At 70.1% G+C, this 26,987-nt stretch carries 22 protein-coding genes; 12 read left to right on the top strand and 10 right to left on the bottom strand.

The genetic code is table 11. The features are described 5' to 3' along the window. Nucleotides 1-31 precede the first annotated feature (31 nt). Genes LDL21_RS04075 through LDL21_RS04065 form a run of 3 tightly spaced genes read right to left on the bottom strand, consistent with a single transcriptional unit; the run spans nt 32 to nt 3,050 of the window. Entirely contained in the window at nt 32-709 is a 678-nt protein-coding gene (locus LDL21_RS04075) for a DUF4291 domain-containing protein (RefSeq protein WP_225278846.1), read from the bottom strand. Between the two features lie 31 nt (nt 710-740). Beyond that, on the bottom strand, nt 741-1,868 hold the full coding sequence (locus LDL21_RS04070; protein ID WP_225278845.1) for an acyl-CoA dehydrogenase family protein: 1,128 nt from the start codon (nt 1,866-1,868) through the stop codon (nt 741-743). A 9-nt stretch (nt 1,869-1,877) separates the two neighbouring features. After that, nucleotides 1,878-3,050 (bottom strand): acyl-CoA dehydrogenase family protein, encoded by a 1,173-nt coding sequence (locus tag LDL21_RS04065; RefSeq protein ID WP_225278844.1) that lies wholly within the window; start codon nt 3,048-3,050, stop codon nt 1,878-1,880. 148 nt (nt 3,051-3,198) lie between these two features. Between LDL21_RS04065 and LDL21_RS04060 the strand changes: the two genes are divergently transcribed. Beyond that, nucleotides 3,199-4,023, top strand: coding sequence for a hypothetical protein (locus tag LDL21_RS04060; RefSeq protein ID WP_225278843.1), 825 nt, complete (start codon nt 3,199-3,201; stop codon nt 4,021-4,023). A gap of 76 nt (nt 4,024-4,099) precedes the next feature. Here the strand turns inward: LDL21_RS04060 and LDL21_RS04055 are convergent, their stop codons facing one another. Next, nucleotides 4,100-4,987, bottom strand: a complete 888-nt coding sequence (locus tag LDL21_RS04055; RefSeq protein WP_225278842.1) for an SMP-30/gluconolactonase/LRE family protein — start codon at nt 4,985-4,987, stop codon at nt 4,100-4,102. A gap of 103 nt (nt 4,988-5,090) precedes the next feature. Here LDL21_RS04055 and LDL21_RS04050 point away from each other — a divergent pair, with 103 nt between their 5' ends. From LDL21_RS04050 to LDL21_RS04035, 4 genes are read left to right on the top strand one after another with little or no spacing between them, the layout of a single operon-like run. After that, on the top strand, nt 5,091-5,696 hold the full coding sequence (locus LDL21_RS04050; RefSeq protein ID WP_225278841.1) for an alpha/beta hydrolase: 606 nt from the start codon (nt 5,091-5,093) through the stop codon (nt 5,694-5,696). 18 nt (nt 5,697-5,714) lie between these two features. After that, complete coding sequence (locus tag LDL21_RS04045; protein ID WP_067491310.1) at nt 5,715-6,110, top strand: hypothetical protein; 396 nt, start codon at nt 5,715-5,717, stop codon at nt 6,108-6,110. Continuing rightward, complete coding sequence (locus tag LDL21_RS04040; RefSeq protein WP_225278840.1) at nt 6,103-7,413, top strand: hypothetical protein; 1,311 nt, start codon at nt 6,103-6,105, stop codon at nt 7,411-7,413. Before LDL21_RS04045 ends, LDL21_RS04040 begins: the two co-directional genes overlap by 8 nt. Further along, nucleotides 7,410-8,114 (top strand): ESX secretion-associated protein EspG, encoded by a 705-nt coding sequence (locus tag LDL21_RS04035; protein ID WP_225278839.1) that lies wholly within the window; start codon nt 7,410-7,412, stop codon nt 8,112-8,114. The genes LDL21_RS04040 and LDL21_RS04035 overlap by 4 nt, the downstream gene beginning before the upstream one ends. A gap of 231 nt (nt 8,115-8,345) precedes the next feature. Here LDL21_RS04035 and LDL21_RS04030 read toward each other — a convergent pair whose 3' ends face one another. Further along, entirely contained in the window at nt 8,346-12,080 is a 3,735-nt protein-coding gene (locus tag LDL21_RS04030) for a bifunctional RecB family nuclease/DEAD/DEAH box helicase (protein WP_225278838.1), read from the bottom strand. 81 nt (nt 12,081-12,161) lie between these two features. Then, complete coding sequence (locus LDL21_RS04025; protein ID WP_181700988.1) at nt 12,162-13,964, bottom strand: DEAD/DEAH box helicase; 1,803 nt, start codon at nt 13,962-13,964, stop codon at nt 12,162-12,164. A gap of 62 nt (nt 13,965-14,026) precedes the next feature. Between LDL21_RS04025 and LDL21_RS04020 the strand changes: the two genes are divergently transcribed. Next, complete coding sequence (locus LDL21_RS04020) at nt 14,027-14,884, top strand: carbon-nitrogen hydrolase family protein (protein WP_225278837.1); 858 nt, start codon at nt 14,027-14,029, stop codon at nt 14,882-14,884. A gap of 11 nt (nt 14,885-14,895) precedes the next feature. Next, nucleotides 14,896-15,516 (top strand): phosphoribosyltransferase, encoded by a 621-nt coding sequence (locus tag LDL21_RS04015; protein ID WP_225278836.1) that lies wholly within the window; start codon nt 14,896-14,898, stop codon nt 15,514-15,516. Here the strand turns inward: LDL21_RS04015 and LDL21_RS04010 are convergent, their stop codons facing one another. Together LDL21_RS04010 and LDL21_RS04005 are read right to left on the bottom strand one after the other, a co-directional pair. Beyond that, a complete protein-coding gene (locus LDL21_RS04010; protein WP_225278835.1) occupies nt 15,517-16,695 on the bottom strand; it encodes an amino acid deaminase/aldolase in 1,179 nt (392 codons plus the stop codon). 42 nt (nt 16,696-16,737) lie between these two features. Then, nucleotides 16,738-17,217 (bottom strand): TetR family transcriptional regulator, encoded by a 480-nt coding sequence (locus LDL21_RS04005; RefSeq protein ID WP_225278834.1) that lies wholly within the window; start codon nt 17,215-17,217, stop codon nt 16,738-16,740. 394 nt (nt 17,218-17,611) lie between these two features. Between LDL21_RS04005 and LDL21_RS04000 the strand changes: the two genes are divergently transcribed. Continuing rightward, nucleotides 17,612-18,355: a tyrosine-protein phosphatase gene (locus tag LDL21_RS04000; RefSeq protein ID WP_225278833.1), complete on the top strand. Its 744-nt coding sequence runs from the start codon at nt 17,612-17,614 to the stop codon at nt 18,353-18,355. Nucleotide 18,356: 1 nt separating this feature from the next. Here LDL21_RS04000 and LDL21_RS03995 read toward each other — a convergent pair whose 3' ends face one another. After that, the gene (locus LDL21_RS03995; RefSeq protein ID WP_225278832.1) at nt 18,357-19,595 is read right to left on the bottom strand and encodes a class I adenylate-forming enzyme family protein; all 1,239 of its coding nucleotides are present in this window, start codon (nt 19,593-19,595) and stop codon (nt 18,357-18,359) included. Nucleotides 19,596-19,749: 154 nt separating this feature from the next. Next, nucleotides 19,750-20,544 carry an enoyl-CoA hydratase/isomerase family protein gene (locus tag LDL21_RS03990; protein ID WP_225278831.1) on the bottom strand — a complete coding sequence of 265 codons (795 nt, stop codon included), beginning with the start codon at nt 20,542-20,544 and terminating at the stop codon, nt 19,750-19,752. Between the two features lie 154 nt (nt 20,545-20,698). Between LDL21_RS03990 and LDL21_RS03985 the strand changes: the two genes are divergently transcribed. The 4 genes from LDL21_RS03985 to LDL21_RS03970 all read left to right on the top strand — a co-directional run bounded on the left by LDL21_RS03985 (nt 20,699) and on the right by LDL21_RS03970 (nt 26,961). After that, nucleotides 20,699-21,418, top strand: a complete 720-nt coding sequence (locus LDL21_RS03985) for a hypothetical protein (RefSeq protein WP_225278830.1) — start codon at nt 20,699-20,701, stop codon at nt 21,416-21,418. After that, nucleotides 21,415-22,377, top strand: a complete 963-nt coding sequence (locus LDL21_RS03980) for an ATP-binding cassette domain-containing protein (protein ID WP_225278829.1) — start codon at nt 21,415-21,417, stop codon at nt 22,375-22,377. The genes LDL21_RS03985 and LDL21_RS03980 overlap by 4 nt, the downstream gene beginning before the upstream one ends. A 175-nt stretch (nt 22,378-22,552) precedes the next feature. Then, nucleotides 22,553-23,335 carry an ABC transporter permease gene (locus LDL21_RS03975; RefSeq protein ID WP_225278828.1) on the top strand — a complete coding sequence of 261 codons (783 nt, stop codon included), beginning with the start codon at nt 22,553-22,555 and terminating at the stop codon, nt 23,333-23,335. 17 nt (nt 23,336-23,352) lie between these two features. Beyond that, entirely contained in the window at nt 23,353-26,961 is a 3,609-nt protein-coding gene (locus LDL21_RS03970; protein WP_225278827.1) for an ABC transporter ATP-binding protein, read from the top strand. The last annotated feature ends 26 nt before the right edge of the window (nt 26,962-26,987 follow it).

Genomic DNA, 26,987 nt, shown 5'->3' with positions numbered 1-26,987 from the left:
GGACTCGAGCGGGCGTGCGCGAATTCTCGGGTCAGATTGATTCAGCGCGAGGCAATTGCGCCATTCCCAGAGTCCGCGAAATATCGTCCGGTATCGGATATGACCGCTCGGAAGGAATCATCTCGCGCGCACCGCTTTCATCTTCAGCGGTGATGCGACTACGCGTTTCATGCGCAAGTTCAGTGACATCTTCGATGCCGACGATCCATTCGTCGCAGTAGCGGCGAACGGCCTCCCCGGAGAGACCGACCTGCAATGAACGGTATGGGAGAGGCGACAATCTGATGTCGCGCTCGGGATCCCACTGGATGCGAACAGGGGCGGTGAGGCTGCCTCGCCACTGGACGCGATCGGTGTGTGCGGTGCGGTCGAAGCGGGCGAGCGCGGAGTGCCGCAACGCCCACTCGAAACCCTCACGGGTGATGGTTACCGCCAGCACATACTCCTGGCCCAGCTTGGATGCCCATCCAGAGCGGTACATCATCCAGAGAAAGGATGGTTTGATCCACGTCATCCGCTCCCGCTTGAAGGCGTCGGGGAACCTCCCTGTCGCGGCGGCTGGTACAGCGATATCGGCTCGATACGCCTGGTACACCGTGACGGTCGATGCATCGAAGCGTGCACGAACCTGACGAGTGGGTACGCTCATTCCGATCATCGTGCCTGCGACTCGGCCGCGCCGCCAACGATTTTCGGCAATGGTGCGCACCCATACCGAGTACGCACCATTCCCGGGCTGTCTACAACTCCGGCAAGTCGTAACTGCCGACGCGATCGGCGAGCACGCGCCGGTGTTCCAGTTCTCCGCCGAGGGTCTGGCCGATTGCGGTGAGGCGGGCGACGTAGTGGCTCACCGGGTATTCGGCGGTGACGCCGATTCCGCCGTGCATCTGGATGGCCTCGCGGCCGATGTGGGCGGCGGATTTGCCGATCTGGAGGCGGGCGCGTGAGGCGACGATCGGGTCGTTGGCGCCGTCGGCGAGGGCGGCGGTGATGTAGAGGTTCATGCTGCGGGCCAGTTCGAGGGAGACGTAGCAGTCGGCGGCGCGCTGGGTGAGGGTCTGGAACTTCGACAGGGTTACGCCGAACTGTTTGCGCGACTTCAGGTAGTCGGTGGTCGAGGTGAGTGCTACCTGCATGGCGCCCACCGATTCCGCGCACAGCGCTGCCTGGGCGTAGCCCTGGGCGAGTGCGATCTGTTCGGCCGCGTCGACGGTGTCGCCGAGCAATTCGCCCGGTGCCGAGGCGAAATCGAATTGGGCGCCGCGGCGGCCGTCGAAGGTGCGGTAGGTGCGGCGCTGCACACCGGGGCCGGTGGGGTCGACGAGGAACAGGCCGACACCGCCGCCGGGCAGTACCGCGCTGACGATCAGCTGATCGGCACAATCGCCGCGGGGGACCGGGTTCTTCACACCGGACAGGGTGTACGAATCACCCTGCTGGTCGGCGGTTGTGGTGACCTCGGTGGACGGCCAGCGCTGTCCCGGTTCGGCATGGGCGAAGGCGAGCAGGGTGGTGCCCTCGGCGAGCGCGGGCAGCAGCCGGTGGCGTTGGTCGGCGCTGCCGGTGAGCCGGATCAGCTCGGCCGGAACGACCACGGCGTCGAGCACCGGTTCGGGGGCCAGCGCACGGCCGAGTTCCTCCTGCACGAGCATCGCCTCGACGGGGCCCGCGCCGACGCCGCCGTCTTCCTCGGGGATGGTCAGGCCGAGGACGCCGAGGTCGGCGAGTTGCTTCCAGACCGTGCGGCTCCAGCCGGGATCGGTGTCACCCGCCTTGGTGAGGGCCTCGCTGTCGTAGAACCGGTGCAGCAGTTCGCGCACGGTGTCACGGAGCATCGTCTGTTCTTCGGTCAGTGCCAGATCCATGTCAGCGCCTCACAATCCGAGGATCGTGGAGGAAATGATCGAGCGCTGGACCTCGCTCGAACCTCCGTAGATGGTCACCTTGCGGTAGTTCAGATAGCCGGGGCCGGTGTGCTGGGCCCAGGCGGGTGAGGCGATGTCGTCGGCGTCGACGGGAAGGGCGTCGGCGCCCGCGATGTCGAGCAGCAGTTCGGTGGCCGCCTGCTGCAGTTCGGTGCCACGCAGTTTCAGCACCGAGGAGGCCGGGTTGGGTTTGCCGTCGGCCGAATTGGACACCACCCGCAGCTGGGTGAGTTCCAGGGCGAGCAGTTCGTTCTCGAGTTCGGCGATGCGCGCGGCGAAGACCGGGTCCTCGAGCAGGGTGCCGTGGCCAGTGCGGATCGAGCGCGCGTGGTCCTTGGCCAGCCCGATCTTGACCTTGGTCTTGCCGACGCCGGTGATGGAGGTGCGTTCGTTGCCGAGCAGGAACTTGGCGTAGGTCCAGCCCTGGTTCTCCTCGCCGACCAGTTGGTCGGCGGGCACCCGGACGTCTTCGAAGAACACCTCGTTCACCTCGTAGCTGCCGTCGATCAGTTTGATCGGGCGCATGGTGACACCGGGCGATTTCACGTCGAAGAGCAGGAAGGAGATGCCCGCCTGCTTCTTGGGTGCCGACGGGTCGGTGCGCACGAGGCAGAAGATCCAGTCGGCGTACTGGCCGAGTGTGGTCCAGATCTTCTGTCCGTTGACGATGTAGGAGTCACCGTCGCGGACGGCGGTGGTGCGCAGCGAGGCCAGGTCGGAACCGGCGTCGGGCTCGGAGAAGCCCTGGCACCACCAGATGTCGAGGGCGGCGGTGGGCGGGAGGAAACGCTGCTTCAGCTCCTGGGAACCGAACTGGGCGATCACCGGCCCGACCATGGAGGCGTTGAAGGTGAGCGGCTCGGGCACCGAGGCCAGCTGCATCTCGTCGAGCCAGAGGTGACGCTGCATCGGCGTCCAGTCCTTGCCGCCCCACTCGACCGGCCAGTTCGGCACGGCGAGCCCGTGATCGTTGAGGATCTTGTTGGCGGTGACGATGTCTTCGCGGGAAAGCTCGTGTCCGTATTTCACACGGTCACGGATCTCGACGGGGATCTCGGTGTGATAGAAGTGCCGGAGCTCGTCGCGGAAGGCGACCTCTTCCGGGGACAGGGCTAGCTTCATACGGGTCTCCCAGCGTCTCTAGTAGCCGTCTTCAGAAACCTACCCCGCACGGCGACGCCACGACACCGCCACGCTGCCACCGGCACGTCGAACTGGTACGTTGCCACACGGACCGGGGAACCGGTGGGCGAGCAGCAGGGAGTTACGGGTGAACGGCAGATCCATCGCAGGTAGGGCGGCGGCGGTGACCGCGGCGAGCATCGGGGCTGTGGTCGTGCTCGCGGCGACCGCGAGTGCGTCGCCTCTCGACGACGCCATCACCCACCTGCACGATCTCGCGGGCGAGGACGTGAGCACCAAGGCCGGTGTCGACGCGATCGCCAACTTCACCGGCATGGTCGGCGCCGACCGCCTGCGTGACATCTCGGCCCAGTTCATCCCGTTGGGCTACGCCGCCCCCACCTTCGGCTGCGGCAGCAACGGACCCATCACCACCATCATCGCCGCCGCGACCGTCGAGGGCCCCGGCCCGCGCACCGGGACCAGCCTGACCCCGGGCGATGTCCGGTTCAGCGCCAGTCCGGCCCACACCGGTGTGCCGCTGGCTTCCGGTCTGAGCGTGGCCTGGGTGAATGTGAACAACGGGCAGAGCGGTATCGCCGCCCTCGACGACCTCACCGAATACCAGCTGCCGTCGCTGTCGAAGACGATCACCAGCGGCGCGGGCACCGTGGTCGCCTCCATGTGGGGCACCATCGACTACCCCGGTGCACGCTGCGTGATGACACCGACCGTCGGCACGTTCGTCGTTCCGGATCTGCCGGTGGCGGCTCCCGAAACACCGGCCGCCCCGCCCGCGCCGGAACCGCAGGCGCCCGCCCCCGGTTCGGGTGCGCCCGGCGCCGGTGCGGCACAGTCGCAGGCACCCGCCCCCGAAACGCCCGCTCCGGCCCCCGCCCCCGCGGAGGCACCGCAGCCGGCTCCCGCGCCCGCTCCCCCGGCTCCGCCGTCAGCGCTGAGCGTGGGCGGCTGATCGGCCGCCGGGCACCAGGATCGAAAAACGGCCGTCGACTGATGTCGGCGGCCGTACTTCGTGCAAAAGCTTCGGGTCAGCCGCGCGGGCGGATGCGCAGGACGGTTCCCTCTTCGGTGCCCGCGAGCAGCGCCGACGAGTCGGCCGGGTCGGCGACGACGGCGGTGAGCGGCTGGGTGGCGGCGATCGTGCAGGCACCGCCCGTGGCCAGGTCGACGCGCACCAGCTGTCCGGTCAAGGTCGTCACGTACAGTGCGCCGTCGCGCAGGACCAGGTCGTCGACGAAATCGGGCAGCGAACCGAACGAGGTCAGGTCGGCGATGGTTGTGCTCACCGCCGGGTTCGTGCGCGACAAGCGCAGCACCCGGCCGACCGGACCGGCCGCGCTGTCGACGTAGTTCGCCGTGACGTATACCGAATCACCGGAGACCACAACACCATTGGGCCCCTCGACGGTGGCGTTCGACCACCAGGTCATGTCCTCGGTGCCGTCGGGGAAGATGCGGTGCACGCCGTCGCGGGCGGTGACGTACAGGTTGCCCTGGGCGTCGAAGGCGGCGCCGTTGGGGTGGATGAAACCGGTGGCGAAGGGTTCGGGCACCGGGTCGGCGGCGGTCGGGTCGAATCGGACGACACCGCCGGAATCCGACAGCGGCGAATTGCCGGTGACCACGTAGAGCAGGCCGTCGGGACCGAGTCGGACGGCGCCGGGCGCCGCGATATCCACCGTGGCGGTGAGCTTTCCGGCGCCGTCGTAGCGCTGCACTTCACCGCGCAGCACGCGCGACACCCACACGTCACCGCGCTCGTCGATGCCGAAGTTCTCCGACCAGTCCAGTAGTGGGACCGTCGAGTCGATCGCGATCTCCTGACCGGCCCGCCCACAGGCGGCGACCGGGTCGGCACCGGCGACGCCGGTGACCGCGGTGCTCACGCCTGCCGCACCGACGACAATGCTTGCCACACAACGACGCAACGACAACATGGACGACCTCGACTCTGAACCGGGTGGACTGGCGAAGTGTAACGGCTGGCGCGATGCTTTGGCAGGTGCGGATAATCGGCCGGTGCCCTACTTCGACAGCGCGCGTGGCCGTCTGCACTACCGGCGCAGGTCAACCGGCCTGGTCGCCGCGACCGTCGTGTTGCTGCCCGGCACCGGTCAGCACAGCGGGCACTATCACCGATTCGGTGCCGCGCTGGCCGCCACCGGCATCGAGTTGTGGACCCTCGACACCTCGGGACAGGGCCTGAGCGAGGGCGATCCGCACGCGCCGGGCACCCTCGGCGAACTGGTCGCCGATGCCAGGGGCCTGCTCGAGTTGGTGCGGGCCGAAACCACCTCCGCGCCGGTGCTCATGGGCCACTCTCTCGGCGCCGTCACCGCGCTCGCCGTCGCCGTCGATCAGTCCGCCGACCTGCGCGGACTCGTCCTGTGCGGCACACCGCGCCGGGCCACCGACACCGCGCCCGACCCCCGCCTGCCGACGCTCGCGGTGCACGGAATCGATGACCGCCGGGCACCGATCGATGCGATGCGGCTATGGACACAGCGGTATGGATCGGTAGATTTGCGCGAGTACGCCGACGCCGGTCACGACCTGTTGCACGAGCCGGTGCGGGACCGCGTGGCCGACGATATCGCGCGGTGGGTACTCGCCACGGCGGACTGAACGACGAAGGGGGAAGCGGTGCAATCGAATCGCACGGGGCTGCCGAATACGGCGGCGCTCGGTCAGGCCGTCGAGGAGGGCGGACTGTGGGTCGACGGGGTGCTCGTCGCCGACGGCGCGACCGAACGGTGCGCGCTGCGCTACGAACGTCTCGCCGCTGCCGTCGACGCGCAGGTACAGGCCTTGACCCAGGCCGCGACGCTGCCCGGCTTCGGTGGGCTGCCCTCGGGTGCCGCGCTGCGCACCGGCTTCGAGACCAAGACCGGCAATGCCCTCGACCAGTTGCGTGCCTACGCCGCGACGGCTCGTCAGCTGGCCGCCGTGCTGCGGGCCGCCGGGGCCGCCTACCAGGAGAGCGATCAGGCGATGGCGAGCGCGGTCCGGGCGATCGAGACGGGTGATGGACATGCGTAGCATTTCCGGTGCGCCGGGGACCGACCCGGACTACGTGGCCGTCGTCGAGGTGTTCGACAGCCTGTCGCATTCCGAAATCCACACGGCGGTACAGCAACTCGACCCGGCCGCCTTGAGCAGTGGCGGGCAGTTGTATCTCACCGCGGCCACCGCAGTCGGTGACGAGGTCGACAACGCGCATGCCGAGATCCGGGCCGCGATCGCCGACGGGTGGCGCGGGTCGGCGGCGCAGTCCGCCGTCGATGCCCTTCGCACGTTCGAGCAGGTGGGTCGGCAGATCGCGGATGTGCTGACGGCGGTCGGTGTCCGGCTGTGCCAGGCGGGTGACGCGGCGGAGTCGATTCGCGCCGCTGTCGCCGAACCCGCTGCGGCGCAGCCTGATCCGGACGGCGCGCTGCTCGATCCGCAGCAGGCCACGGACAATGCCACGATTTCGCGGGAAGCCGAGAACGCCCGGCTGGATGCGGTGCAGGCGATGGAGACGATCTACGCGGGGGCTTTCGTGCCCACCGGGTCGGGGGTACCAGCCTTCGGCGAGATCGCTTCGGGCACAACAGATGTAGCGGTCGGCGGTGCGCTCGGTGCGGTGCCTTCGTCGGTGGTCACGGCGGTTACCGGCGAGGGGTCCGATGTCGCGGTTACCGGTGCGGCAGCAGGGAACGCCGTTTCCGATGCGGTGGGAGGGTCGACGGCAGACGGCTCCGGTGCTGCGGTTTCACCGGCGAGTGTGAGTAGCTCGACGGCGAGCACTTCCCTGTTCGCAGGCGGTTCCGCCGCGGTCGCCCCGGCAGCGGCCGCGGCCGGAGCCGGCACGCCGAGTGCCGTGTCCGGTGCCCCAGTGGGGTCCGGCGCCGCGAGTGGGGTGCCCATCGTGGGCCCTGTTCCCGCCGGCGCGCTCGGGCGGGCCGGGAAACGCGCGAACGCCTCGCGGAAGGAATCCGGTTCACCGGCGACACAGGCGGCTTCGCTCGGCGAATCCGGTTCTCCAGCCACGCGATCGGCGTCGTCCGAGGACGTCCGCCAAGACCCCACCGTGGCCGGTGGTGAAGCGGCTGCCGGAATGAGTGCGGGCGCGATCGGTGGACTCATGGGTGGCGCGATGGTCGCGGCGGACCACACCCGCGCACCCGGCGGTCCGCGCCCACCCGCCCAGACCGAGATCGAGGACGAAGACGACGAATTCCTGCGCTTCCTCGAGGAAGAACCCACCTTCCTCGAACCCGCCGACGAGGTGAACCCACTGATCGGGAAGCTGGAACCGACCAGTCCCGCCGTGCTCGGAGAGTGGACCGAGCAGGAGTGAACTGGCACCTCACGCCCGACCAGTTCGCGCTGGCCTGGGCGCGTACCGACGGCGACCGGATCCCGTATCCGCTCGCCGTTCGCGCGTCCGCCCGCGACACCGCCGAGCGGGCGGCCGCCCGACCGGCACTCGACGCCTGGTGCGCCCGCACCCTCGACCCCGACCTCTCGGCGGCGCTGCGCGTGCTGGCCAAACCGGAGATCCGGGTGGAGGTGTGCGGACACGCGCCCGCGCCGGTGCGCATGCTCGGTGCCGTCGCGGGGGACGTGGCGGTGCTCGCCGTGCAGTCGCCCGGCATCGCGGCCGACCGAGGTGGCGACCTGCACGTTCAAGTCGGTGCGACGAAACGCTTCGCGCCCCAGGTCTTTTCCCGGATGCCGCGCCAACCCGTGGGCACCGGTCCGCGCATCGCCGCACCGGCGGCGCGCGTGCGCGAGGACAGCCGCGACCTGGTCACCGTCCCCGTCGCAGGCCCCTCCGACGCCGCCCGCATCCGCAAACTCCTCCAACGCCCGCGCACCGGCATCGGCCAGATCCTCGTCGCCCCGGGTGCCGACGAACCGGCCACGGGCGTCCTGTCCTGGATCGACGTCACCGGCGACGGCCGCTACCTGGTCCACTCCGGCCACCAGGTGTCCGTCGCCCCGGCGACACCGGACACCGCCGCCGACTGGCTGCGGCGGCTGTTGCGCGCCGCTTGACCCGCGGCGATCGGTTCGGGCGGCCCTCGCAGCCACAGGTAACGACGAGGTCGCCGGTGCGCTCCATGCGGCGGCCGGGTTCGACGTAGGGGCAGTCGGTTGAATCGGTCGGAGTTGGTGGGCGGTATCGGGTCTAGGCGTAGACCGCGCCCACCGTCACAGCTCGCGGGGCGAATTGCCGATCGAGTGCGTGCGCCTGCGCCGTGCGACGGTTGATGTGCCGCCGAGTGTTCAACCGAGCTGGAGGAAGCCGCGCAGGGCGGCGAGTTCTTCCGGAGTGTCCGGGAGGTACTCGGTGAGCAGCGGCGAGCGGATGATGATCGCTTTCCACATGGCGCGGCACAGGGTGGCGTGGATGACGGTGCGCGAGAGGAGGGCTCGCATACCGAAGGGGGCGTCGTCGGGGGTGGAGGTGGTCATCGACAGGACGACGACGGCGGCTTCCCGGCCCCGGAAACGGTCGGGGGTGCCGACGAGGACGTCCTCGATCTTCGCGCGCGCCAGCAGGGTTCGGATGCGCGCCACCTGCGCTGCGTAAGGGGCCACGACGAAGACGTCGTGCGGGTGCAGTTTGCGGGTGCGCGCACCGGAGGTCCAGGTTTCGCCGAGCAGGGCGCGCACGCGGCGCACCACCTCACGGGCCTCGGCATCGGATTCGGTCGCGCTGCCACGATGTTCGACGAACACCGTGCTCACCCCGGGCGCGATCCCGGCGAGATCGCGGGCGCGGGTGACGGCCTCGACCGCCGTGAGCTTGCCGTCGTAGCAGCTCACCGACACCGGCGCACACACCGCCGGGTGCATCCGCCAGGTGCGGTCGAGGAAGTAGCCGTACTCCGGCGGCAAGGTGGCCGCGCCGTCGCACAGCCACTCCAGGGCCGAAACATGAATCGGCTCAGGGTGTTCGGCCTGGGCGAGCGCGGGCTCGGGATCACCCACGAGCAGCAGGTTGCGCGCGCTCACCGCGACGGCGACGGTGTCGGCGAGCGAGCATTCGCCCGCGTCGGCGATCACCAGCAGATCGAGCGAGCCGGGGGCGATGAGGGTTTCGTCGACGAAATCGGCTGTGGTGCCGCCGATCACGCACCCGTTCACCGCGTTGTCGAGGAATCGTGGGTACCGGCTGCCCTCGATCGCCGACCATTCGCGGCCCACCGACGCCACGTCCTTCTTCGCGACGAGTTCGGGCAGCAACCCGGCCTCCACGACCGCGTCGAAGATCCGCTCGATCACCTCGTGTGAACGCGCGACCACCCCGATCCGCCACCGCTTGCGGGTGACGAGGCGCTCGATGGCGCGGGCCGTCGTCCCGGTCTTGCCGGTGCCGGGCGGTCCGTGCACAGCCAGGTAGGAGGCGTCGAGTGCGGCCGTCGCCTGGGCGATGGCGTGTGCGATATCGCCGTCGACCTGCGGTAACGGTGCGCCCTCGTGCAGGCGGGGCGGGCGCCGCAGCAGCAGGTCGTAGACCGCGTTCGCGGGCACGGACGGCAACGTCACCAGCAGGTCCTGGGCGGTGGTTTCCAGGGCCGCCTCGAGGTCGGCCTCGCCGTCGGGTGGGCCGGGGGCGATGGCGGCGGGTAGGTCGTCGTAGGGCGGGCAGCCCGCCGGGAGCAGTTCCTCCAGGCGCACGGTGTCGTCGAAATCGGCGTCCACCGCACAGCCGAGGACGGTGGCCGTGGCGGTGGCGCGTCTGCCGAGCGTCTGGGTCATGCCCGCTGCCGCCGCACCGTCATAGATGGTGATCATCTGGGTGCCGGGGGTCAGCGTGGCACCGGTGCCGAGGCGACCGGTGAGGGTGAGGTAGCGGCGCATCGTCGGAAGCTGGGGCGTGCGATGCCATTTGGTGTCGACGGTGCCCCACTCGGCGACCAGCACGCCCGGCGCGTCGGCCCACTCCCCCACCGGGTGCCCGAGCCGGTCGATGTGCGCCCACCACCTGGGCTGCCGTTCACGCCGGTGATACCCGAGCACCGCGGCCGTGAGCGCGGCCGCCCGGGCCGCGTCACCGTATGCGTCGGCGGCGAATTCGGCCAGCGCGGCCTCCAGCGAACCCGTGCGCAACGACGGTGGAATGTCGGTCTCGGCCACCGCGAACCTTGGGCCGGGCACCTCGATCCCCGCCTCGGCCGCCCGCGCCAGCAACCAGTCCCTGATGCCCAGCACGGTGGCCGCGCGGCCGTGCGCGCCCGGGAGCAGGGCGGCCAATCCGGCGACGTCGTAGGACTGCTCACCGATCAGCAATGCGGTCCGCACTACGGGTGCCAGGTCGACCAGTGCCCCGTCGGCGAGCAGTTCGTCGAGCTGATCGGCTCCGACACCGAAGCGTCCCGACCAGCCGAGCAGCGCCGTCCGGACCGCCGACCCGTAGTGATAGACCCGCACATCCGGATCCAGGGCCCGATACTCACCGATGATGTCGAGCAGTTCCTCGAGCACGTCCGGGCCGTACCCGTCCTGTGTCGACGGCCCGAGCTCGCCCCCGCCTGTCGCTGAAGTTCCGAGCCCTCCGGCGCCCCTCGCGAAAGCTCCGAGAGCGCCACCGTTCCGCTCGTCGGACCCGAGCCCGCCGTTCCTGGCGAATGATCCGTAGTCGCTCGCCTGCGCGTAGCGCGGATCGGTCGACGCGATAGGCGAGGGTTCCGGGCGGAAGACAGTGGTTGTCGCGTCGGCGATTTCTACCGAGGTGATGGTTCCGCGGCGGTCCAGGTCGATGAGTAGTGCCAGGTCGCCGGGGCGCGGGGTGGGGAGGGCGCCGAGGGCGGTGGCGTCGCGCAGAGCGAAGGTGGGCGTTGCGGTGCGTTCGCGGGTGAGTTGGATGTCGGCTTGGCGGCGCAGTTCGGTGACCGTGCGCGGGGCGAGGCCGGGGACGGGAACGGTGGTGGCGGCGAGGCGGTCGATGGTGAGTACACCGGCTTCGCGCAGCCGGGCGCGCTGGGTGGGCCGAATCCCCGCTACCAGCAGCAAGTCCCGTGCGGTCGCGGCCGCCGCACGGCACGTCGGGCACTGTCCACACGCCAGATAGCGTGGGTCACCCCACTGCACGGGCAGCAATTCGGTGAGCTTCTCCTCGACGACGTGTTCCACCCGCGCCCGTCGCGCCCGGTAGATCGGCTCGAGTTCCGCTGCGACCACGCCATGTTCACCGGTCGGCGTCGAAATTCGCGCCACCGGGTCGACATCCACCCCGGCCGCCGCCAATGCCTCGACGCACGCAGCCACTTCGACCCGAGCACACAGCTCCAGCCGAACCGGATCGACTCCCACCGACCGCACCGACGCCGAAACCCGCTCGAACGGCGTCCGCCCCGCCGCGAGTTCACGCCGCAACACCCTGTGGTCGTCGGCATCAACGAACCCCGCGGCACCAGAACGGGACTCAGCGAGCACGGGCGACACGCCACTGTCCGCGTCACGGTCGGCCTCGGCGCCCCGGTCCCCGCGCGACTCGCCATCCACGTCGCGGTCCTGCGCGTCGTCATTTCCACGTGAACGCCTGGGCAAGCCGATACCCGAAGGCCCGTCGTCATGCCGAGGCCCATCGCCCAGGACCCCCACTCGCGCAGGTGCGACGGCACTGTGCACTACGTACCGCGCACCGTCGCGCACGAGAAGGTCTGCCTGGCAGACGAATCGACCATCGAAGAAGACCGCACCGGCGATCGCCTCGGCACCGGTCCGCAAGGCGTCGGTGGTGCGTGCGGCGGCTTCGGTGAGGGTGGTGGCGTCGACGGGATCGGGGGTGGGGAGGTGGATCAGCCGGTCACCGAAGTGCCGCAGCAACTCCGGGGAAACGTCGACGGCGCGCACGAGGTTCGCGGCGGCGTCGCGGGTGCCGGGGAGGTTGCCGAGGGCGGCGTCGACCGCGCGCAGCAGCGCGAACTCGCAGTCCGCCGCGCGCACGAGATCGCCGACAGCACCGATCACCCGATCACCGGAGACGAACAAACGCGGCCCTCCTGTGTTCACGCACACCCGACGGCAACACCTTAGCCAGCGCCGAGACAGCCCATGGAGCGACCCATGGACTTGTCTACGTGCGGTGGTGCGCTACGTGCGCGGCTTACGCCGTTCGGTACGCGGACGGGCCTCACGGTCACGCCGGGGACCACGGGAATTGAGCCGCTGCGACGGCGGGCCCTGATCCGGCTGCAGCTGGATGAGCACCCCACTGATCCTGGTGCGCCGCAACGCTTCCAGCGTTTCGTTCGGCAGGTTCGCGGGCAGCTCGACCAGGCTGTAGTCGGGCCGGATGCTGATGTGCCCGAAGTCGCTGCGCCGCAATCCACCCTCGTTGGCGATGGCGCCGACGATCGCACCGGGCACCACGCGATGCCGCTTGCCGACGCTGATCCGGTAGGTGGCCAGCTCCGCACCGCTCTCGCGGGAGAACGACGGCGGACGCGGTCCACGGTCCTCGTCGTCGAACTGGCGCGGGGCACGCTCGCGATCACGGTCCCGGTCGCGTTCGCGACGCGGCGCGGGCTCCGGCTCGGGCGACATGAAGAAGTTGTCCCCGTCGTATCCACCGACCGCCAGCGCGGCGGCGATATCGACCAGCGGGGTGTTGTGCTCGGCCTCGTAGTCCTCGATCAGCTTGCGGAACAGCTCGATCTTGTCCGAGGCCAGGTTCTCGGTGATGGAGTCACCGAACTTCGCGGCGCGGGTCGCGTTCACGTCGTCGACGCTCGGCAACTGCATCTCGGTGAGCGGATGCCGAGTGGCCCGCTCGATCGCCTTGAGCAGATGACGTTCACGCGGCGCGACGAACAGCAGCGCCTGACCCGAGCGGCCCGCGCGACCGGTGCGGCCGATGCGGTGCACATACGACTCGGTGTCGTGCGGGATGTCGTAGTTCACGACATGCGAAATGCGGTCCACGTCGAGACCACGCGCGGCCACATCGGTGGCGACGAGGATGTCGAGCGCACCCGACTTCAGCTGACCGATGGTGCGTTCACGCTGGTTCTGCGCGATGTCACCATTGATCGCGGCGGCGGAGAAACCGCGCGAGCGCAGCTTCTCGGCCAGCTCCTCGGTGGCCTGCTTGGTGCGCACGAAGATGATCATCGCCTCGAAGTCCTCGACCTCGAGGACACGGGTGAGCGCGTCGAGCTTGCGCTGGTGCGACACCTGCACATAGCGCTGGGTGATGTTGGTGTTGGTCGTGGTCTTGGACTTGACCGTGATCTCGACCGGGTCGTTGAGGTACTGCTTGGAGATCTTGCGGATCGCGCCCGGCATGGTGGCCGAGAACAGGGCGACCTGCTTGTCCCGCGGAGTGTCGCGCAGGATGCGCTCGACGTCCTCCTGGAAGCCCATCTTGAGCATCTCGTCGGCCTCGTCGAGCACCAGGTAGCGCAGCTCCGTCAGGTCGAGCGTGCCCTTCTCCAGGTGGTCGATGACGCGGCCGGGCGTACCGACGACCACATGCGCGCCGCGGCGCAGACCCGACAGCTGCACGCCGTAGCTCTGGCCGCCGTAGATCGGCAGCACGTGGAGACCGGGGATGTGCGAGGAGTACTTGCCGAATGCCTCGGCGACCTGGATCGCGAGTTCGCGGGTCGGCGCGAGCACCAGCGCGCTCGGCTTCTTCTGCGCGGTGTCCAGATTCATCAGGATCGGGATCGCGAATGCCGCGGTTTTGCCGGTGCCGGTCTGGGCCAGGCCGACGACGTCGGACCCGGAGAGCAGTGGGGGAATCGTGGCCGCCTGAATCGGCGACGGCGACTCGTAGCCCACGTCGGCGATGGCCGCCAGGACGCGGTCATCGATCCCGAGATCGGCGAAAGTCGGGCCGTTGTCGTGCCTGTCGTCGTCGGCAGGAACGCTGTCGACCTCATTTGTGTTCATTGACCACGAGTTTACTGCCTGGCGGTAGCTGATCGGGCCACCGGGTGAATACGGTGTGACCTATGCAGCTGCACAACGGGTCATCGCATCAGGAACACGCCGCGACGACGGTGCCGATCGCGGTCGTCCAATTCGCCCCGCAGACCGACACGTCGGCCAACCTGGCCGCCTTGCGTGAACACGTGCGAACCGCTGCCGAATCCGGTGCGCGCGTCGTGGTCGCACCCGAATACTCGATGTTTGCGGTGACCCGTCTCGACGAGCGGGTGGTGGCCGCCGCCGAGCCGCTCGACGGGCCGTTCACCACCGGACTCGCCGCGCTCGCCGTCGAATTCGGGGTGCATCTGGTGGCCGGTGTCGTCGAATTGCCGACACCGGACGCGGACCGGATCAGCAATACGCTCGTGGCACACGGACCCGACGGATCCCGGCTCGCGCTCTACCGCAAAGTGCATCTCTACGACGCTTTCGGGCATCTGGAATCCGATGTCGTCGCGGCCGGTCCGCTGGTGGCGCCCGCCACATTCACCGTCGACGGTGTGATGTTCGGCATGCAGACCTGCTTCGATCTGCGTTTTCCGGAGGGATGTCGGCGTGTCGCGGCGGCGGGAGCGCACGTATTGCTGCTGCCCGCGCAGTGGATTCCCGGCCCGGCGAAGGTCGATCAGTGGACCACGCTGCTGCGTGCGCGGGCCATCGAGAACACCGTGTACGTGGCGGCGGCCGACCAGTGCGCGCCGCTCGGGGCGGGCGCGTCGATGATCGTCGACCCGGCGGGCACCGTGCTCGCCGAACTCGGCGACGAGCCGGGTGTGCTCACCGCGTCGATCGACCCGGCCCACCTGGCCAGGGCGCGCACCGCCAACCCGAGCCTGTCGCTGCGCCGCTTCACAGTGTCGGCCGACGCCGCCGCGGAGTAGCGTTCGAAGCGATGGTGTACCCGGATCGCGCTGCGGCGGGCCGCGCTCTCGGCACGGCCCTCGAACATCTGCGGGGCACGTACCCGCTGGTGCTCGGGTTGCCGCGCGGCGGCGTGCCGGTGGCGGCCGCCGTGGCCGACGCGATCGACGGGGAACTCGACGTGCTGCTGGTGCGCAAACTCGGGCTACCGCAGCATCCGGAACTGGCGATGGGTGCGCTCGGCGAGAACGACGTGCTGGTACTCAACGAGGACGTGGTGGCACGCGGCCGGGTGAGCGAGGCGGCGTTCGCGCGGGTCGAGCGCGCCGAACGCGCCGAACTGGCCCGCAGGCGAACCCTGCTCCGCGACGGCGACCCGGTCGCCATGACCGACCGGACGGTGGTGATCGTCGACGACGGAATGGCTACCGGCGCCACCGTGGCCGCCGCCTGCCGCGTCGCCCGCGCACAGCAGCCCGCCCGCTTGATCGTGGCGATGCCGGTCTCAGCCCCCGAAGCGGCCCGCCGGGTCCGCCCGGAGTGCGACGAGCTGGTCTGCCTCTGGACTCCCGACGACCTGGGCGGCGTCGGCGGCGCCTACCACGACTTCCACCAGCTCACCGACGACGAGGTCACCGAGCTGCTGCGCTGATCAGCCGAAGCACTGCCCTTCGCCGCGATAGGTGGGAACTGTTGTGCGGGTTCCCGAATCGTCGACGAGGTGGATCTCGGCGAAGCGTTCGCACAGCTCGCCCGCCTTGGCGTGCCGGAACCAGACGCGGTCGCCGATCTCGAGCTCGGACCCACCGGCGAGGGGGGTCTGCACCTCGCCCGCGCCCTCGGCGCCGAGCAGCTTCAGGCCCGCGGGCCAGACCGGCAGCGGCACCCGGCTGGGACCGGTCGGTCCGGAGGCGATGTAGCCGCCCGCGAAGACCGTGGCGATGCTCGGGGTGGGTTTGCGCAGCACCGGCGTGGCGAAGAACAGGGCCGGACGCGGGGTGAAGGACCGGTAGTGGTCGAAGAGGGTCGGTACGTAGAGGCCCGAACCGGCGGTCACCTCGGTGACATCGGGATCGCTGATCGAGACCTCGATCGAGCCGGTGCCGCCGCTGTTGACGATCTCGAGCGGCCCGGTCACCATGCGCACCGCGTCGAGCACCTGGGTGCGGCGCCGGGCGATCTCGGCGGCCGAGAGACGCTTGACCACGCGCACGGCCGGATTGTTGTCGGGCAGGCCAGCGATCTGCGCCTCGTAGGTCATCACGCCGACCACCTCGAAGCCGCGGGTGCGTGCCTGTGTCGCCAGTACGGCGGCCTCGCCGGGGGTGCGGATCGGGGAACGGCGAACGCCGAGGTGCAGCGGGCCGATGCGCAGTGAGGCGTCGACGTCGAGGCAGACGCGTGGGTGGACGGTGTCGGTGCCGAGGGCGGCGCGGGCCAGCTCGAGCTGGGCTACGTCGTCGATCATCAGGGTGATCGAGCGCAGCAGTGTCGGCGCGCCCGCGAGTTCGGCCAGCGCGGCACGGTCGAGGGTCGGATAGCCGAGCAGGATGTCGCGGGCGCCCAGGCGGGCCAGCCAGATCGCTTCGCGCAGGGAGTAGGCCATGATGCCCGCGAAGCCGTCGGCCGCGGTGAGGTCGGTGCCGAGGACCCGCTCGAGCACGGCCCGGCAGCGCACCGATTTGCTCGCCACTCGGATGGCGACGCCGTTCGCGCGGCGGCGCAGGTCGGCGGCGTTGGCGTCGAGCCGGGACAGGTCGAGTGCCGCCAGCGGCGGGTCGAGGTCAGCGGTGGCGTCGTGCAGGTGGTGCAGCGCTGTTGTCTCGGTCACCCGTCTACTGAACCACCTATCTGGTCACTCGTCCAGTAAATCTCAGGCTTCGACGGCCTTGAGGGTGAGACAGCCGACGAGATCGTCGGTGACGACGAGGATGGTCTCGTCGTTGCCGTCCGCCAGCCAGCGCAGCACCGCGCCATGGAAGACGGAGACGAGGTAGCTGGCGATGGAGTCGACCGGCTCGAGCCACTGCGTACCCGAGAGCTCGGCACACAGCTCGAGGAACTCGGTCGCCTCGGCATCCATCTCACGGAACATCACGATCGCGGACGGATCGCCCACGTTGTCACCGGGCTCGATCCACCGCTCCCGCAGGGTCCGCAGCGCGGTCTCGTAGGACCTGATGCTTTTCGCCGGCGCGGCCTTCACCACCGGCCAATACGCACTGAGCCCCGCATGGAGGCAGATTCGCAGTGCTCGCAGCCCGGCGGTATCCGAACTCGCGGCGGCTGCTTCCACGGCCCGGCGAACGACGGGTCGCAAGGATGTTTCGGTTAGTTCACGACTGGCGCTCAACGACAACTCCTCGGCAACAAATTTCGCTGCCCGCGGCGATGCGAGCTGGTCGGGAAGGGTCCTCATCGAGGTTAACCACATCCCGCAAGCACGATCTTAGAAGGTTTTCTGGATTCACGAACTGGTTCAGCCATCCTTTTCAGACTGAAAGATTGTTTTGTTACCCGAATGCGACCTTGATAAAAACCGACCATACGGCTGGATTTTGTTTTCGCGCTCGAATAGACGCCCCCGCTGTAATCGCTTACTGGTCGATGGTACAAGTCGTGGTAGCCGCACTCACGTTCCTGTGGGTGAGCACACACGTGTCGCGCGGGGAAACGCACGTCACACACTTCGTGACCGATCGGCCGACTCCGTCCACACCCGGTCGAACCGCCGATAACCTGGACGGGTGACTCTCTCGCCTCGCGCCGACCAGTTCGCCCTCAGCGGCACCTTCAATTTCCGCGATGTGGGCGGGCTGCGCACCGTCGACGGCGGCACCGTCCGCCCCGGCGTGCTCCTGCGCTCGGCACAGCTCAGCGGCCTCGACGATCAGGGTCTCGCCACACTCGGCGAGCTGCGGGTCACCGATGTGCACGATCTGCGCGGCCCGGTCGAGATCGATCACATCGGCCACGACACCCTGCCCGAGGACGTGCGCCTGCACATCACCCCGTTCGACTCGCGGATGGAAGAGGCGCCGCCGCACGAGGCGGCGACCGTCAGCGCGTTCGCGCACATGGTCGAGGTGTACCGGCAGTTCCCGCTGCTGCCCGAGGCGGGCGCGGCCATCACCCGGCTGGCCGCCTCGATCGTCGACGGCGAGGGCGCCGTGCTCGTGCACTGCGCGGCGGGCAAGGACCGCACCGGCTGGGCGGTGGCGACCGTGCTGCGCGCGGTCGGCGTGCACGAGGACGACATCTACACCGACTTCCTGGCCAGCAATGCGGCGGTGGAACCCCTGCGCGTGCTGCTGGAACCGAAGATCGGCGGCGGCGAGGCACTGTCGGTCGACATCCTCGGCGTGCGCGAGGAGTACCTGCGCACCGCCGACGCCACCGTGCGCGAACGCTACGGCGACACCGAGGGCTACCTGACCGAGATCGGCCTCACGGGCGACCTGCGCGCGGCGTTGCGCGCCAAGCTGGCGTGAGTCAGCCGGTCGGCTCGGCGTAGACCAGGCCGTCGGTGTCGATGCGGACGAAATCGCCCGTGTGGAACCAGGTTCCGCTGAACCGGGCGACGGTCGCGTCGGGGTTGTTCCAGTAGCGGCGGCTGACGTTCGGTCCGCGACACAGCAGTTCGCCGCGACCCTGGCGAGCCTGCGGGCCCGACAGCGCCAATTCCGTTCCACCGAAGGCGAACCCGAGCGCCGCCTCGGTGCGGTCGGTGTCGTCGACGAGCAGGCCGATGCCGCTGGTCTCGGTCGCGCCCCACACCGACCACTGCCGCGCGTCGGGGAACAGTGCGCGCAGGGCGGCGGTGAGCGGGGCCGAGGCAGGGGCGGCGGCGCGTTCGGAGCGGTGACAGGCCTTGCTCACGCGCCGCACACCCGCGCCCGAGCGTCGCTCGGCGAAGGCGGGCAGCAGGTCGGCGAAGATACGCGGGGTGGCCGAGACCGTGTCGATCCGCTCGTTGACCAGCACGTCGGCCAGGCTGCGTGCGCCCGGCGCGAGGACGACGGTCCCGCCGACGGCGAAGGTCGGCAGCAACTGGTCGACGCACCCGCTGGCGTGGGCCAGCGGCAGCAGCACCAGATTGCGTACCCCGTCGCCGGGCAGGCCGAGCGCGCCGACCATCGACGACACCGCCGACAAGAGGTTCTCGTTGGTGAGCTCGACCCCGGCGGGCACCGGACCGCGCGCGGCGGCACCGGTATAGCAGAGCAGGGCCGGATCTCCCAGTGCCGCACCGTCATCGATGTAGGCCGTGCTGTCGGGCAGTGGCCCGTCGGGGCCGAGCACGAAGTCGGCTCGGCTGTCGGCGATCACGCGGGCCGTCAGGTCGGCGCCGAGCCCGTCGGGGATCAGGACCGGAACGGCACCGGACAGCAGCGCGCCGAGGAACGCCTGTACCCAGCGCGCGCTCGTCGGCATGTGCACCGCGACCCGGTCGCCGTAGCCGATGCCGTGACGCTGCAGTCCGCCCGCGATGCGGGAAGCGCTGTGCCACAACTCGCGGTAGGTCAGGCGTGGGCCGCCGACCTCGACCACGGCCTCCCGATTCGTGAAGGAGTGCACGCGCAGGTCGAGCAGTTCGGTGAGCGCGGGGTGCAGGTCGCCGTAGCGGAGCACACCGTCGGGGCCGCGCCGCAGCTGTCCGCAGCCCAGCACACCGGAGCCGACCGGGGACGACCGGAACGCCCGGAACTCGGGTCCACTGGTGATCGGCACCCGAGTCTCGGGGCCGGGCCCTCGCTCCGGCGCGCCACCCTCAGAGCGTGCGGTCGTGTCCGGTTCCGGCTGACCCATCAAGACCTCCACGTACTCGCCCGGCTTGCGCCTCGACTATATGACGTGGATCACATTTCTGTCAGCCGCTCGGCGTTCACTCGCCCTTGTAGGTCGCCTTACCTGGGCCGACATCGAGGAAACTGCGGACGGCGCCGCGCAGGTCGGCGGTGTCGAACAGGGCGCCCGACACCTCCGGCGTCACCGAATCCGCGTGTGCCACACCGCCGGAACGCCACGCCTCGATGATCTGCTTGGTCGCGGCGTGCGCGCGGGTCGGTCCGTCGGCGAGGCGGGTGACCAGCGCGCGGGCGGCGGTGTCGACGTCGTCGTGGACGGCGTTGACCACGCCCCAGTCGGCCATGGTCGCGGCGTCGTAGAGGTCGCCGGTCATCACGAACTCACGGGCCCGGCCCGACCCGGCCCGCTCGGCCAGCCGCTGCGGGCCACCCATCGACGGCGTCAGCCCGACCACCGTTTCCACCAGCCCGAACTTCGCCTTCGGCGCGGCGAGGATGATGTCGCAGGCCAGCGACATCTCGAAGGCGGCGGTGAGGGTGAGCCCGTGCGCGGCGAACACCACCGGGCACGGCAGGGCCTCGAGCGGATGGATGATCCGGTCGAACAGCTCGCGCCACAGTTGCGCCCCCTGCTCGGCGCTTCGCCCCTCGAAGACGTGCACGTCGACACCGCCGGAGACCACCTTGCCCTCGGCGCGGATGAGCACGGCGCGCGGCGGCTGCGCGGTGAGCGCGGCGAGATCGGCGATCAGGGCGTCGATCAGTGGCCGGTCGAAGAGGTTGAGCGGCGGATGATCGATGGTGATCGTGGCGATCTCGGCACCGGCTTCGGTGAACTCGCGCGTCAGTCGGGTCGGGTTCGTTTCACTCATCCGGTCAGCGTAGAACCCGGGCACCGGTCGTGGGAGTGGAGAGCGTGCCCACATCGCGGAACCACAGGGGTGTCGGTAGTCGTTGGCATGATGGGCTGTCGGGACCTCAGGTGCCCTACAGTTCGACTCGTCGGTCGAAGAGGAGGACGACGCCGTGTTCAAGAGTGCGATCGAGAAGGCCGTAGTCGATGTTCTCGACACCGGTTCCAAGCTGCAGGCCCCTGCCGTGCGGCGCTATGTCCAGTACCTGCGGGAACGTCATCCCGGCGAGAGCCCGGCCCAGATCGCCGAACGGCTGGAGAAGCAGTACCTGCTCGCGGTGACCGGCAGCGGTGCCGCTGTCGGCGCGACCGCGGCCGTGCCCGGCATCGGCACGGTGGCCGCCCTCGGCGCGGTCGGCGCGGAGACGGCGTTCTTCATGGAGGCCTCGGCGCTGTTCACGCTGGCCCGGGCCGCCGTCCAGGGCATCGAGCCGCATGATCAGGAGGCACGGCGCGCGCTGGTGCTCGCGGTCGTCCTCGGTGACGCGGGCATCGCCATCGTGCAGAAGGGGCTGCGCACCCAGTCGAAGAATTGGGCGAACACGCTGGCGGGCAAGGCGACCGGCATGGGCGCGATCAACAGCAAACTGCTGCAACAGTTCGTCAAGCGCTTCATCACCAAGCGGGCCGCGCTGATGGCGGGCAAGGTGCTGCCCGCGGGTATCGGTGCCGCCATCGGTGGCGCGGGTAACCGGGCGCTCGGCAAGGCCACGATCGAGAACGCGCACAAGGCCTTCGGGCCCGCGCCCGCACTGTGGCCGACGCCGCTGCACAACGTGATCGACGCCGATCCGCTGCCCGCGATCGGTACCGACCCGGCCCGTAAGCAGTGAGGAAAGCCGGGGGCGACGCCGTGCTGGTGCGCGGCGTCGGAAAAGTCTTCGACCAGGTCAGCGCCGTCGACGGCATCGACTTCGCAGTGCCGTCCGGTGCGGTCACCGCGCTGGTCGGGCCCACCGGGGCGGGCAAGACCACCCTGCTGCGGATGGTGCTCGGGCTGCAGCGGCCGAGCACCGGCCGGGTGGAGGTGACGGTGGGGCACGGGCCGGCCGCGGTCGGCGCGGTGCTGCATCCGCGCGGTCTGCATCCGGCGCGCACGGTGCGCGATCAGCTGTCGTGCTACGCCCCGGTCGCGGGCGTCGGTGGGCGGCGGGTCGAGGCGGTGCTCGAGACGACGGGTCTCGGCGCTCTCGCCGATACCGTTGTAGCCCAGCTGAATCCGGGTCAGCAGACCCGCCTCGCGTTGGCCACGGCCCTGCTCGCCGATCCCCCGCTGCTCGTCCTGGACGACCCGTTCACCGACGCCGACGGCATGGAACGCGGCTGGTTGCAGGAGGTGCTGCGCGGTCATGTCGGGCGGGGCGGCACGGTGCTGGTGAGCGCCGGTAGCCTGGCCGACGTGGTGTCGGCGGCCGACCACCTGGTGGTGCTGAGCGAGGGCGCCGTCGTCTGGCAGGGCACTCCCGCCAAGCTGCGGCGCGGCCATCCCGACCGGCTCGTCGTCGCCTCCTCCCCGTCGATCGCCCTGGCCACAGCCCTGGCGACCCGCGGCTTCACCGATGCGGTGATGCGCCCGGACGGGCGCCTGGCCGTCGCCGAGGCCGACGAGGCGACAATCCGTTCGATCGCCGAGGCGGCCTCGGTGCGGATCGGCAGCATCGTCGCCGACCCCATCCACCCCGACCGGGTCCTGGCCTCCCTGACCAAACCCCGCAGGCATCAGCACCGCCTGCCCACGCCGTCGAACACCACCTTCGCGCCGGCGCCGCCGTCGTTCGGGGTGTCCCGATGACGCCGTCGGCCGCAGGTCGACCGGTTCGCCCCGCGGGCCGAAGCCGTCGCCCGTTGTCGCCGGCTCGGCCTGCCGCCTGCGGCTCCGGCCTGCGCGGGAATGTCCGGGCCTCCGGACTCCGACCGGGGCGGGCGCGCGAATCCATTTCGGCCATGACTTCGGAGGGGATCACCCGATGACCACTGTGCTGCCCGAGGATCTGCTCCCCGGTCTCGACGCCGAAACGCGCAAGGTGTTCACGCTGCGGCCCACCCGATTGCTGCTCGCGGGCCCGATCGCGGTGGCACTGGTCGCGACGCTGATCACCGCGCTGATGTCGGGCCGCTACGACCCGACCGGGCAACCGGTGACGGGGGCGGCGACCATCGGCCTGTACCTGGCGCTCGTCGCGGTGTTCGTGGCCGCGGCACTGCTCGGCATCGGTGTGACCGGTGGCGAATACAAGCGCAAGACCATGGCCCTCACCGCCCTGTTCGCCCCGGATCGCGACCGGCTGGTTATCGCGAAATACGCCGCGGTGGCCGGTATCGCGCTGGTGGTCGCCGTCTTCGCCGAGGTGGTCGCGATGCTCGTGCTCGCCGCCGCGGGCCGTGGCAAGTTCGAGTTCGGCTGGCCGTTACTGGAAGTGCTCGGCGCCGGATTGCTCGTCGCGATGTGCTGGGCGGTGCTCGGCGCGGGCATCGGGCTGTTGCTGCGCACCACCGGTGCGGCGGTGTGGCTGGTGCTCGGCTGGGCATTCGTGCTCGAGCCGCTGATCTGGTTGGTGGCCAAGGGTTTCGGCGCCGGTGGTCTCACCGCCGTGCTGCCGGTGTCCTCGACCGTGGCCGGGGTGAGCGCCGGTTCCTTCGACGAGGCCGAGGTGTTCGCGCCGACCCCGGCCGCGCTCGTCGTCCTGCTCCTGTGGACCATCGCCGTGGGCGCCGCCGGGTGGTGGGACCTGCGCAACCGCGACCTGTAGTGTCCGAGCCCGCTGCGATGACACGGCCCGCTGTGATGACGCGGCGCGCTGACCGGCCCGGCTGGATCCGCAGGCTGTGGCGGCTGTGCCTGCGGCATCCGCGCCTGCTCGCCGTCATCGCGGCGGCGGTGCTGGCGGGCGCGGCCGTCTCGATCGCGGCGCCGCTGGCCACCAAGCGGGCCGTGGACGCCGCCGAAGCGGGCGACACCTCGGTCATCGGCAGTGCCGCCGCCCTGCTCGCGGTACTCGCGGTCTGCCGGTTCGCGGTGACCTTCGCCCGCCGGCTGTGGGCTGGTCAACTGTCGCTGGAAGTGCAACACAGCCTGCGGGTTTCGTTGCTCGCGGCGTTGCAGCGCCTCGACGGCGCGGGACAAGATGCCCTCCGCACCGGCCAGGTGGTGTCGCGTTCCATCACCGACCTGCAACTGGTGCAGGGCTTGCTGGCGATGGTGCCGTGGTCGGGCCTCGCGGTACTGCAGTTCGTCGCCTCGGCGGTGGTGATGGTGTGGCTGAGCCCGCCGCTGGCGCTCGCCGCGCTGCTCGTCGCGCCGGTGATGGCGGTGGTGGTGCTGCGGATGCGGCCCCGGCTCTACGCGGCTACCTGGTCGGCGCAGCAGCGGGCCGCCGAGCTGGCCGAACACGTCGAGCAGACGGTCACCGGCGTGCGCGTGGTGAAGGGCTTCGGGCAGGAGGCCAGGATGGTCGACCAGCTCGAGGACCACGGCCGCGCCCTCTACGCCGAACGCCTGCGCGCCGCGCGGATCAACGCCCGCTTCGCACCGGTCGTGTCGGCGCTGCCACAGGCCGGGCTGGTCGCCGTCATCATCGTCGGCGGGTTGCTCGCCTCGCGCGGCGCGATCGGCATCGGCACCTTCCTCGCCTTCACCGCCTACCTGGCCACGATGACATCCTCGGCGCGCACGATCACCTCGGTGGTCATCATGAGCCAGCTCACCAAGTCCGCCGCCGACCGGGTGTTCCAGGTGATCGACGCGGCGCCGGTGCTCGTCGACCCCGACAAGCCCGCCGACCTGCCCGCCGGCCCGCTCGGCATCGAATTCGAGGGTGTCGGTTTCGGTTTCACCCCGGACGAGCCGGTGCTCTCGGAACTCGACCTCACCATCCGGCCCGGTGAAACGGTCGCGATCATCGGCCCGGCCGGGTCGGGCAAGTCGACGCTGTCGCTGCTGCTGCCTCGCTTCTACGCGCCCGACGCGGGCACCATCAGCCTCGTCGGCACCGACGGCACCCGGGTGAACCTGGCCGACCTACGCGCCGAGGATCTGCGCGGCGCGCTCGGCGTGGTGTTCGACGACCCGTTCCTGTTCTCCGACACCATCGCGGCCAATATCGCCCTCGGCCGCCCGGAGGCCACCGACGCCGAGATCCGGGCGGCGGCCACCGCGGCCGTCGCCGACGAGTTCATCGCCGATTTGCCCGACGGGTACGACACCGTCATCGGCGAACGCGGGCTCACCCTCTCGGGCGGGCAACGGCAACGGATCGCGCTGGCCCGCGCACTGCTCACCCGGCCGCGCGTACTCGTCCTCGACGACGCCACCTCCGCCGTCGATGCCGTGACCGAGGCGGAGATCTTCCGGCGGCTGCCCGACCCGGGCGGGCGCACCACGCTGATCCTGGCCCACCGCGAGTCGACCCTGGCCCAGGCCGATCGGGTCATCCGGCTGCCCGCACCCACCGGCTCGGTCGTGCCGACCGTGCGCGTCGACAAGCGGCCCGTCGTCGGTGATCGGCCGCGTTCGATGGCGGCCGCCGACCTCAGCGAAACCCCGGAACTGCGCGCGGCCGTCGACGCGCTACCACCGGCCATCGAACAACCCGACCTGCCCGGCGACCTGCGCGCCCCCCAACCCGACTTCGGTCTGCGCGTCCTGCTTCGACCGGTCCGCAAGCTGGTCGGGCTGGTCGTACTGCTGCTGATCGCCGACGCCATGATCGGCATCGCCTTCCCGCCGCTGGTCCGCTACGCCATCGACACCGGCGTCACCGGCGGGCAGAACTCGGCGCTCGCGCTGTCGGCGGTGATCGGGATCGGGCTGGTGCTGGCGAGCCTGATCGTCGGCGCTGCCGTCACGGTGCTCACGGCACGCACCGGCGAACGGGTGCTGTTCGGCCTGCGGGTGCGCAGCTACGCCCAGTTACAGCGGCTCGGCCTCGACTTCTACGAGCGCGAACTGTCCGGCCGGATCATGACGCGGATGACCACCGATGTCGACGCCCTGTCGACCTTCCTGCAGACCGGTGTAGCCACCGGCCTGGTCGCGGTCATCACCCTGGTCGGCGTGGCTGTCGGCCTGGTCGTCATCGATGCGGGGCTTGCTCTGGTCGTGCTCGCCACCGTGCCGCCGATGCTCATCGCGACCCTGCTGTTCCGGCGCGTCTCGACCGCGGCCTACACCGTCTCGCGCGAGCGGGTCTCCGCCGTGAACGCCGACTTCCAGGAGAACATCGCGGGCCTGCGCGCCGTGCAGGCCGCCCGCAACGAACCGGTGGCCGCGCGCCGCTTCGCCGAGTACTCCCATCGCTACCGCGAGGCACGCATCCGCGCCCAGCGCGCGATCGCCTGCTACTTCTCCTTCGGCCTGGCCTGGGCCGACCTCGCCCTGGCCGTCGTCGTCTATCTCGGCGCCAACGCGGTGGCCGACGGACGCACGACCACCGGCACGCTCGTCGCCTTCGTCCTCTACCTCGGCCTGCTGTTCAGCCCGATCCAGGAACTGTCGCAGGTGTTCGACGGCTACCAGCAGGCCCGGGTCGGGCTGCGCCGCATCGGTGATCTGTTGCGCACCCAGTCATCGATCGCGGCCGACCCACCCGATGCGGTGCACATCGAGCGGTTGCGCGGTGAGGTCGTCTTCGACGATGTCCACTTCCGCTATCCGGGAGCGAACTTCCCGGCGCTGGACGGCGTGTCCTTCACCCTCCCGGCCGGGCGCACCCTTGCGCTCGTCGGCCCGACCGGCGCGGGCAAATCGACGATCGTGAAACTGCTCGCCCGGCTCTACGATCTGCCCGGCGAGCCGTCGGCAGGCGAGATTCGGGTCGACGGCGTCGATTTACGTAAATTTGTGCTCACCGAGTACCGCTCGCGGCTGGGAATTGTGCCCCAGGAATCTCACTTGTTCAGCGGTGATGTCGCCAGCAACATTGCATTCGGACAACCTTTCGCCACATCGGTGGACATCGCACAGGCGGCGAGCAACGTCGGTGCGGCCGAAATGATCGCCGGATTACCCCGAAAAATGAACCAACCGGTCGGTGAAAGAGGGCGTGGGTTATCCGCCGGACAACGTCAGCTCGTCGCCCTCGCCCGCGCCGACCTCGTCGACCCCGACCTGCTGCTTCTCGACGAGGCGACCTCGACCCTCGACCCGGAGACCGAGGCATCGGTGCTGGTAGCGAGCCGTTCGCTGGCCCGGGGCCGCACGACCGTCGTGGTCGCCCACCGGCTGGCCACCGCGGCCCGCGCCGACCTCGTCGGCGTGGTCGAGCAAGGACGTATCGTCGAATTCGGTAGCCACCGGGAACTGCTCGCCCGAGGCGGGAGTTACGCGCGACTCTGGTCGGCGGGACTGCACGCGGAGCGAATAGTCTCGGGCCACTAGCTACGCCGACATGCCACGGGGCATAT

It is taken from the genome of Nocardia rosealba (assembly GCF_020216065.1).
Taxonomy (GTDB): domain Bacteria; phylum Actinomycetota; class Actinomycetes; order Mycobacteriales; family Mycobacteriaceae; genus Nocardia; species Nocardia rosealba.
The sequence above is the reverse complement of the archived record's forward strand: the minus strand, read 5'-3'. Positions and strand labels throughout refer to the sequence as shown.

Bases quoted from the DNA above. Each gene is read 5' to 3' on its own strand.
- LDL21_RS04015 (WP_225278836.1), top strand. From the start codon at position 14,896: ATGGTGTACCCGGATCGCGCTGCGGCGGGCCGCGCTCTCGGCACGGCC.
- LDL21_RS04065 (WP_225278844.1), bottom strand. From the start codon at position 3,050: ATGAAGCTAGCCCTGTCCCCGGAAGAGGTCGCCTTCCGCGACGAGCTC.
- LDL21_RS04040 (WP_225278840.1), top strand. From the start codon at position 6,103: ATGCGTAGCATTTCCGGTGCGCCGGGGACCGACCCGGACTACGTGGCC.
- LDL21_RS03990 (WP_225278831.1), bottom strand. From the start codon at position 20,544: ATGAGTGAAACGAACCCGACCCGACTGACGCGCGAGTTCACCGAAGCC.
- LDL21_RS04070 (WP_225278845.1), bottom strand. From the start codon at position 1,868: ATGGATCTGGCACTGACCGAAGAACAGACGATGCTCCGTGACACCGTG.
- LDL21_RS03970 (WP_225278827.1), top strand. From the start codon at position 23,353: ATGACACGGCCCGCTGTGATGACGCGGCGCGCTGACCGGCCCGGCTGG.
- LDL21_RS04025 (WP_181700988.1), bottom strand. From the start codon at position 13,964: ATGAACACAAATGAGGTCGACAGCGTTCCTGCCGACGACGACAGGCAC.
- LDL21_RS04020 (WP_225278837.1), top strand. From the start codon at position 14,027: ATGCAGCTGCACAACGGGTCATCGCATCAGGAACACGCCGCGACGACG.
- LDL21_RS03975 (WP_225278828.1), top strand. From the start codon at position 22,553: ATGACCACTGTGCTGCCCGAGGATCTGCTCCCCGGTCTCGACGCCGAA.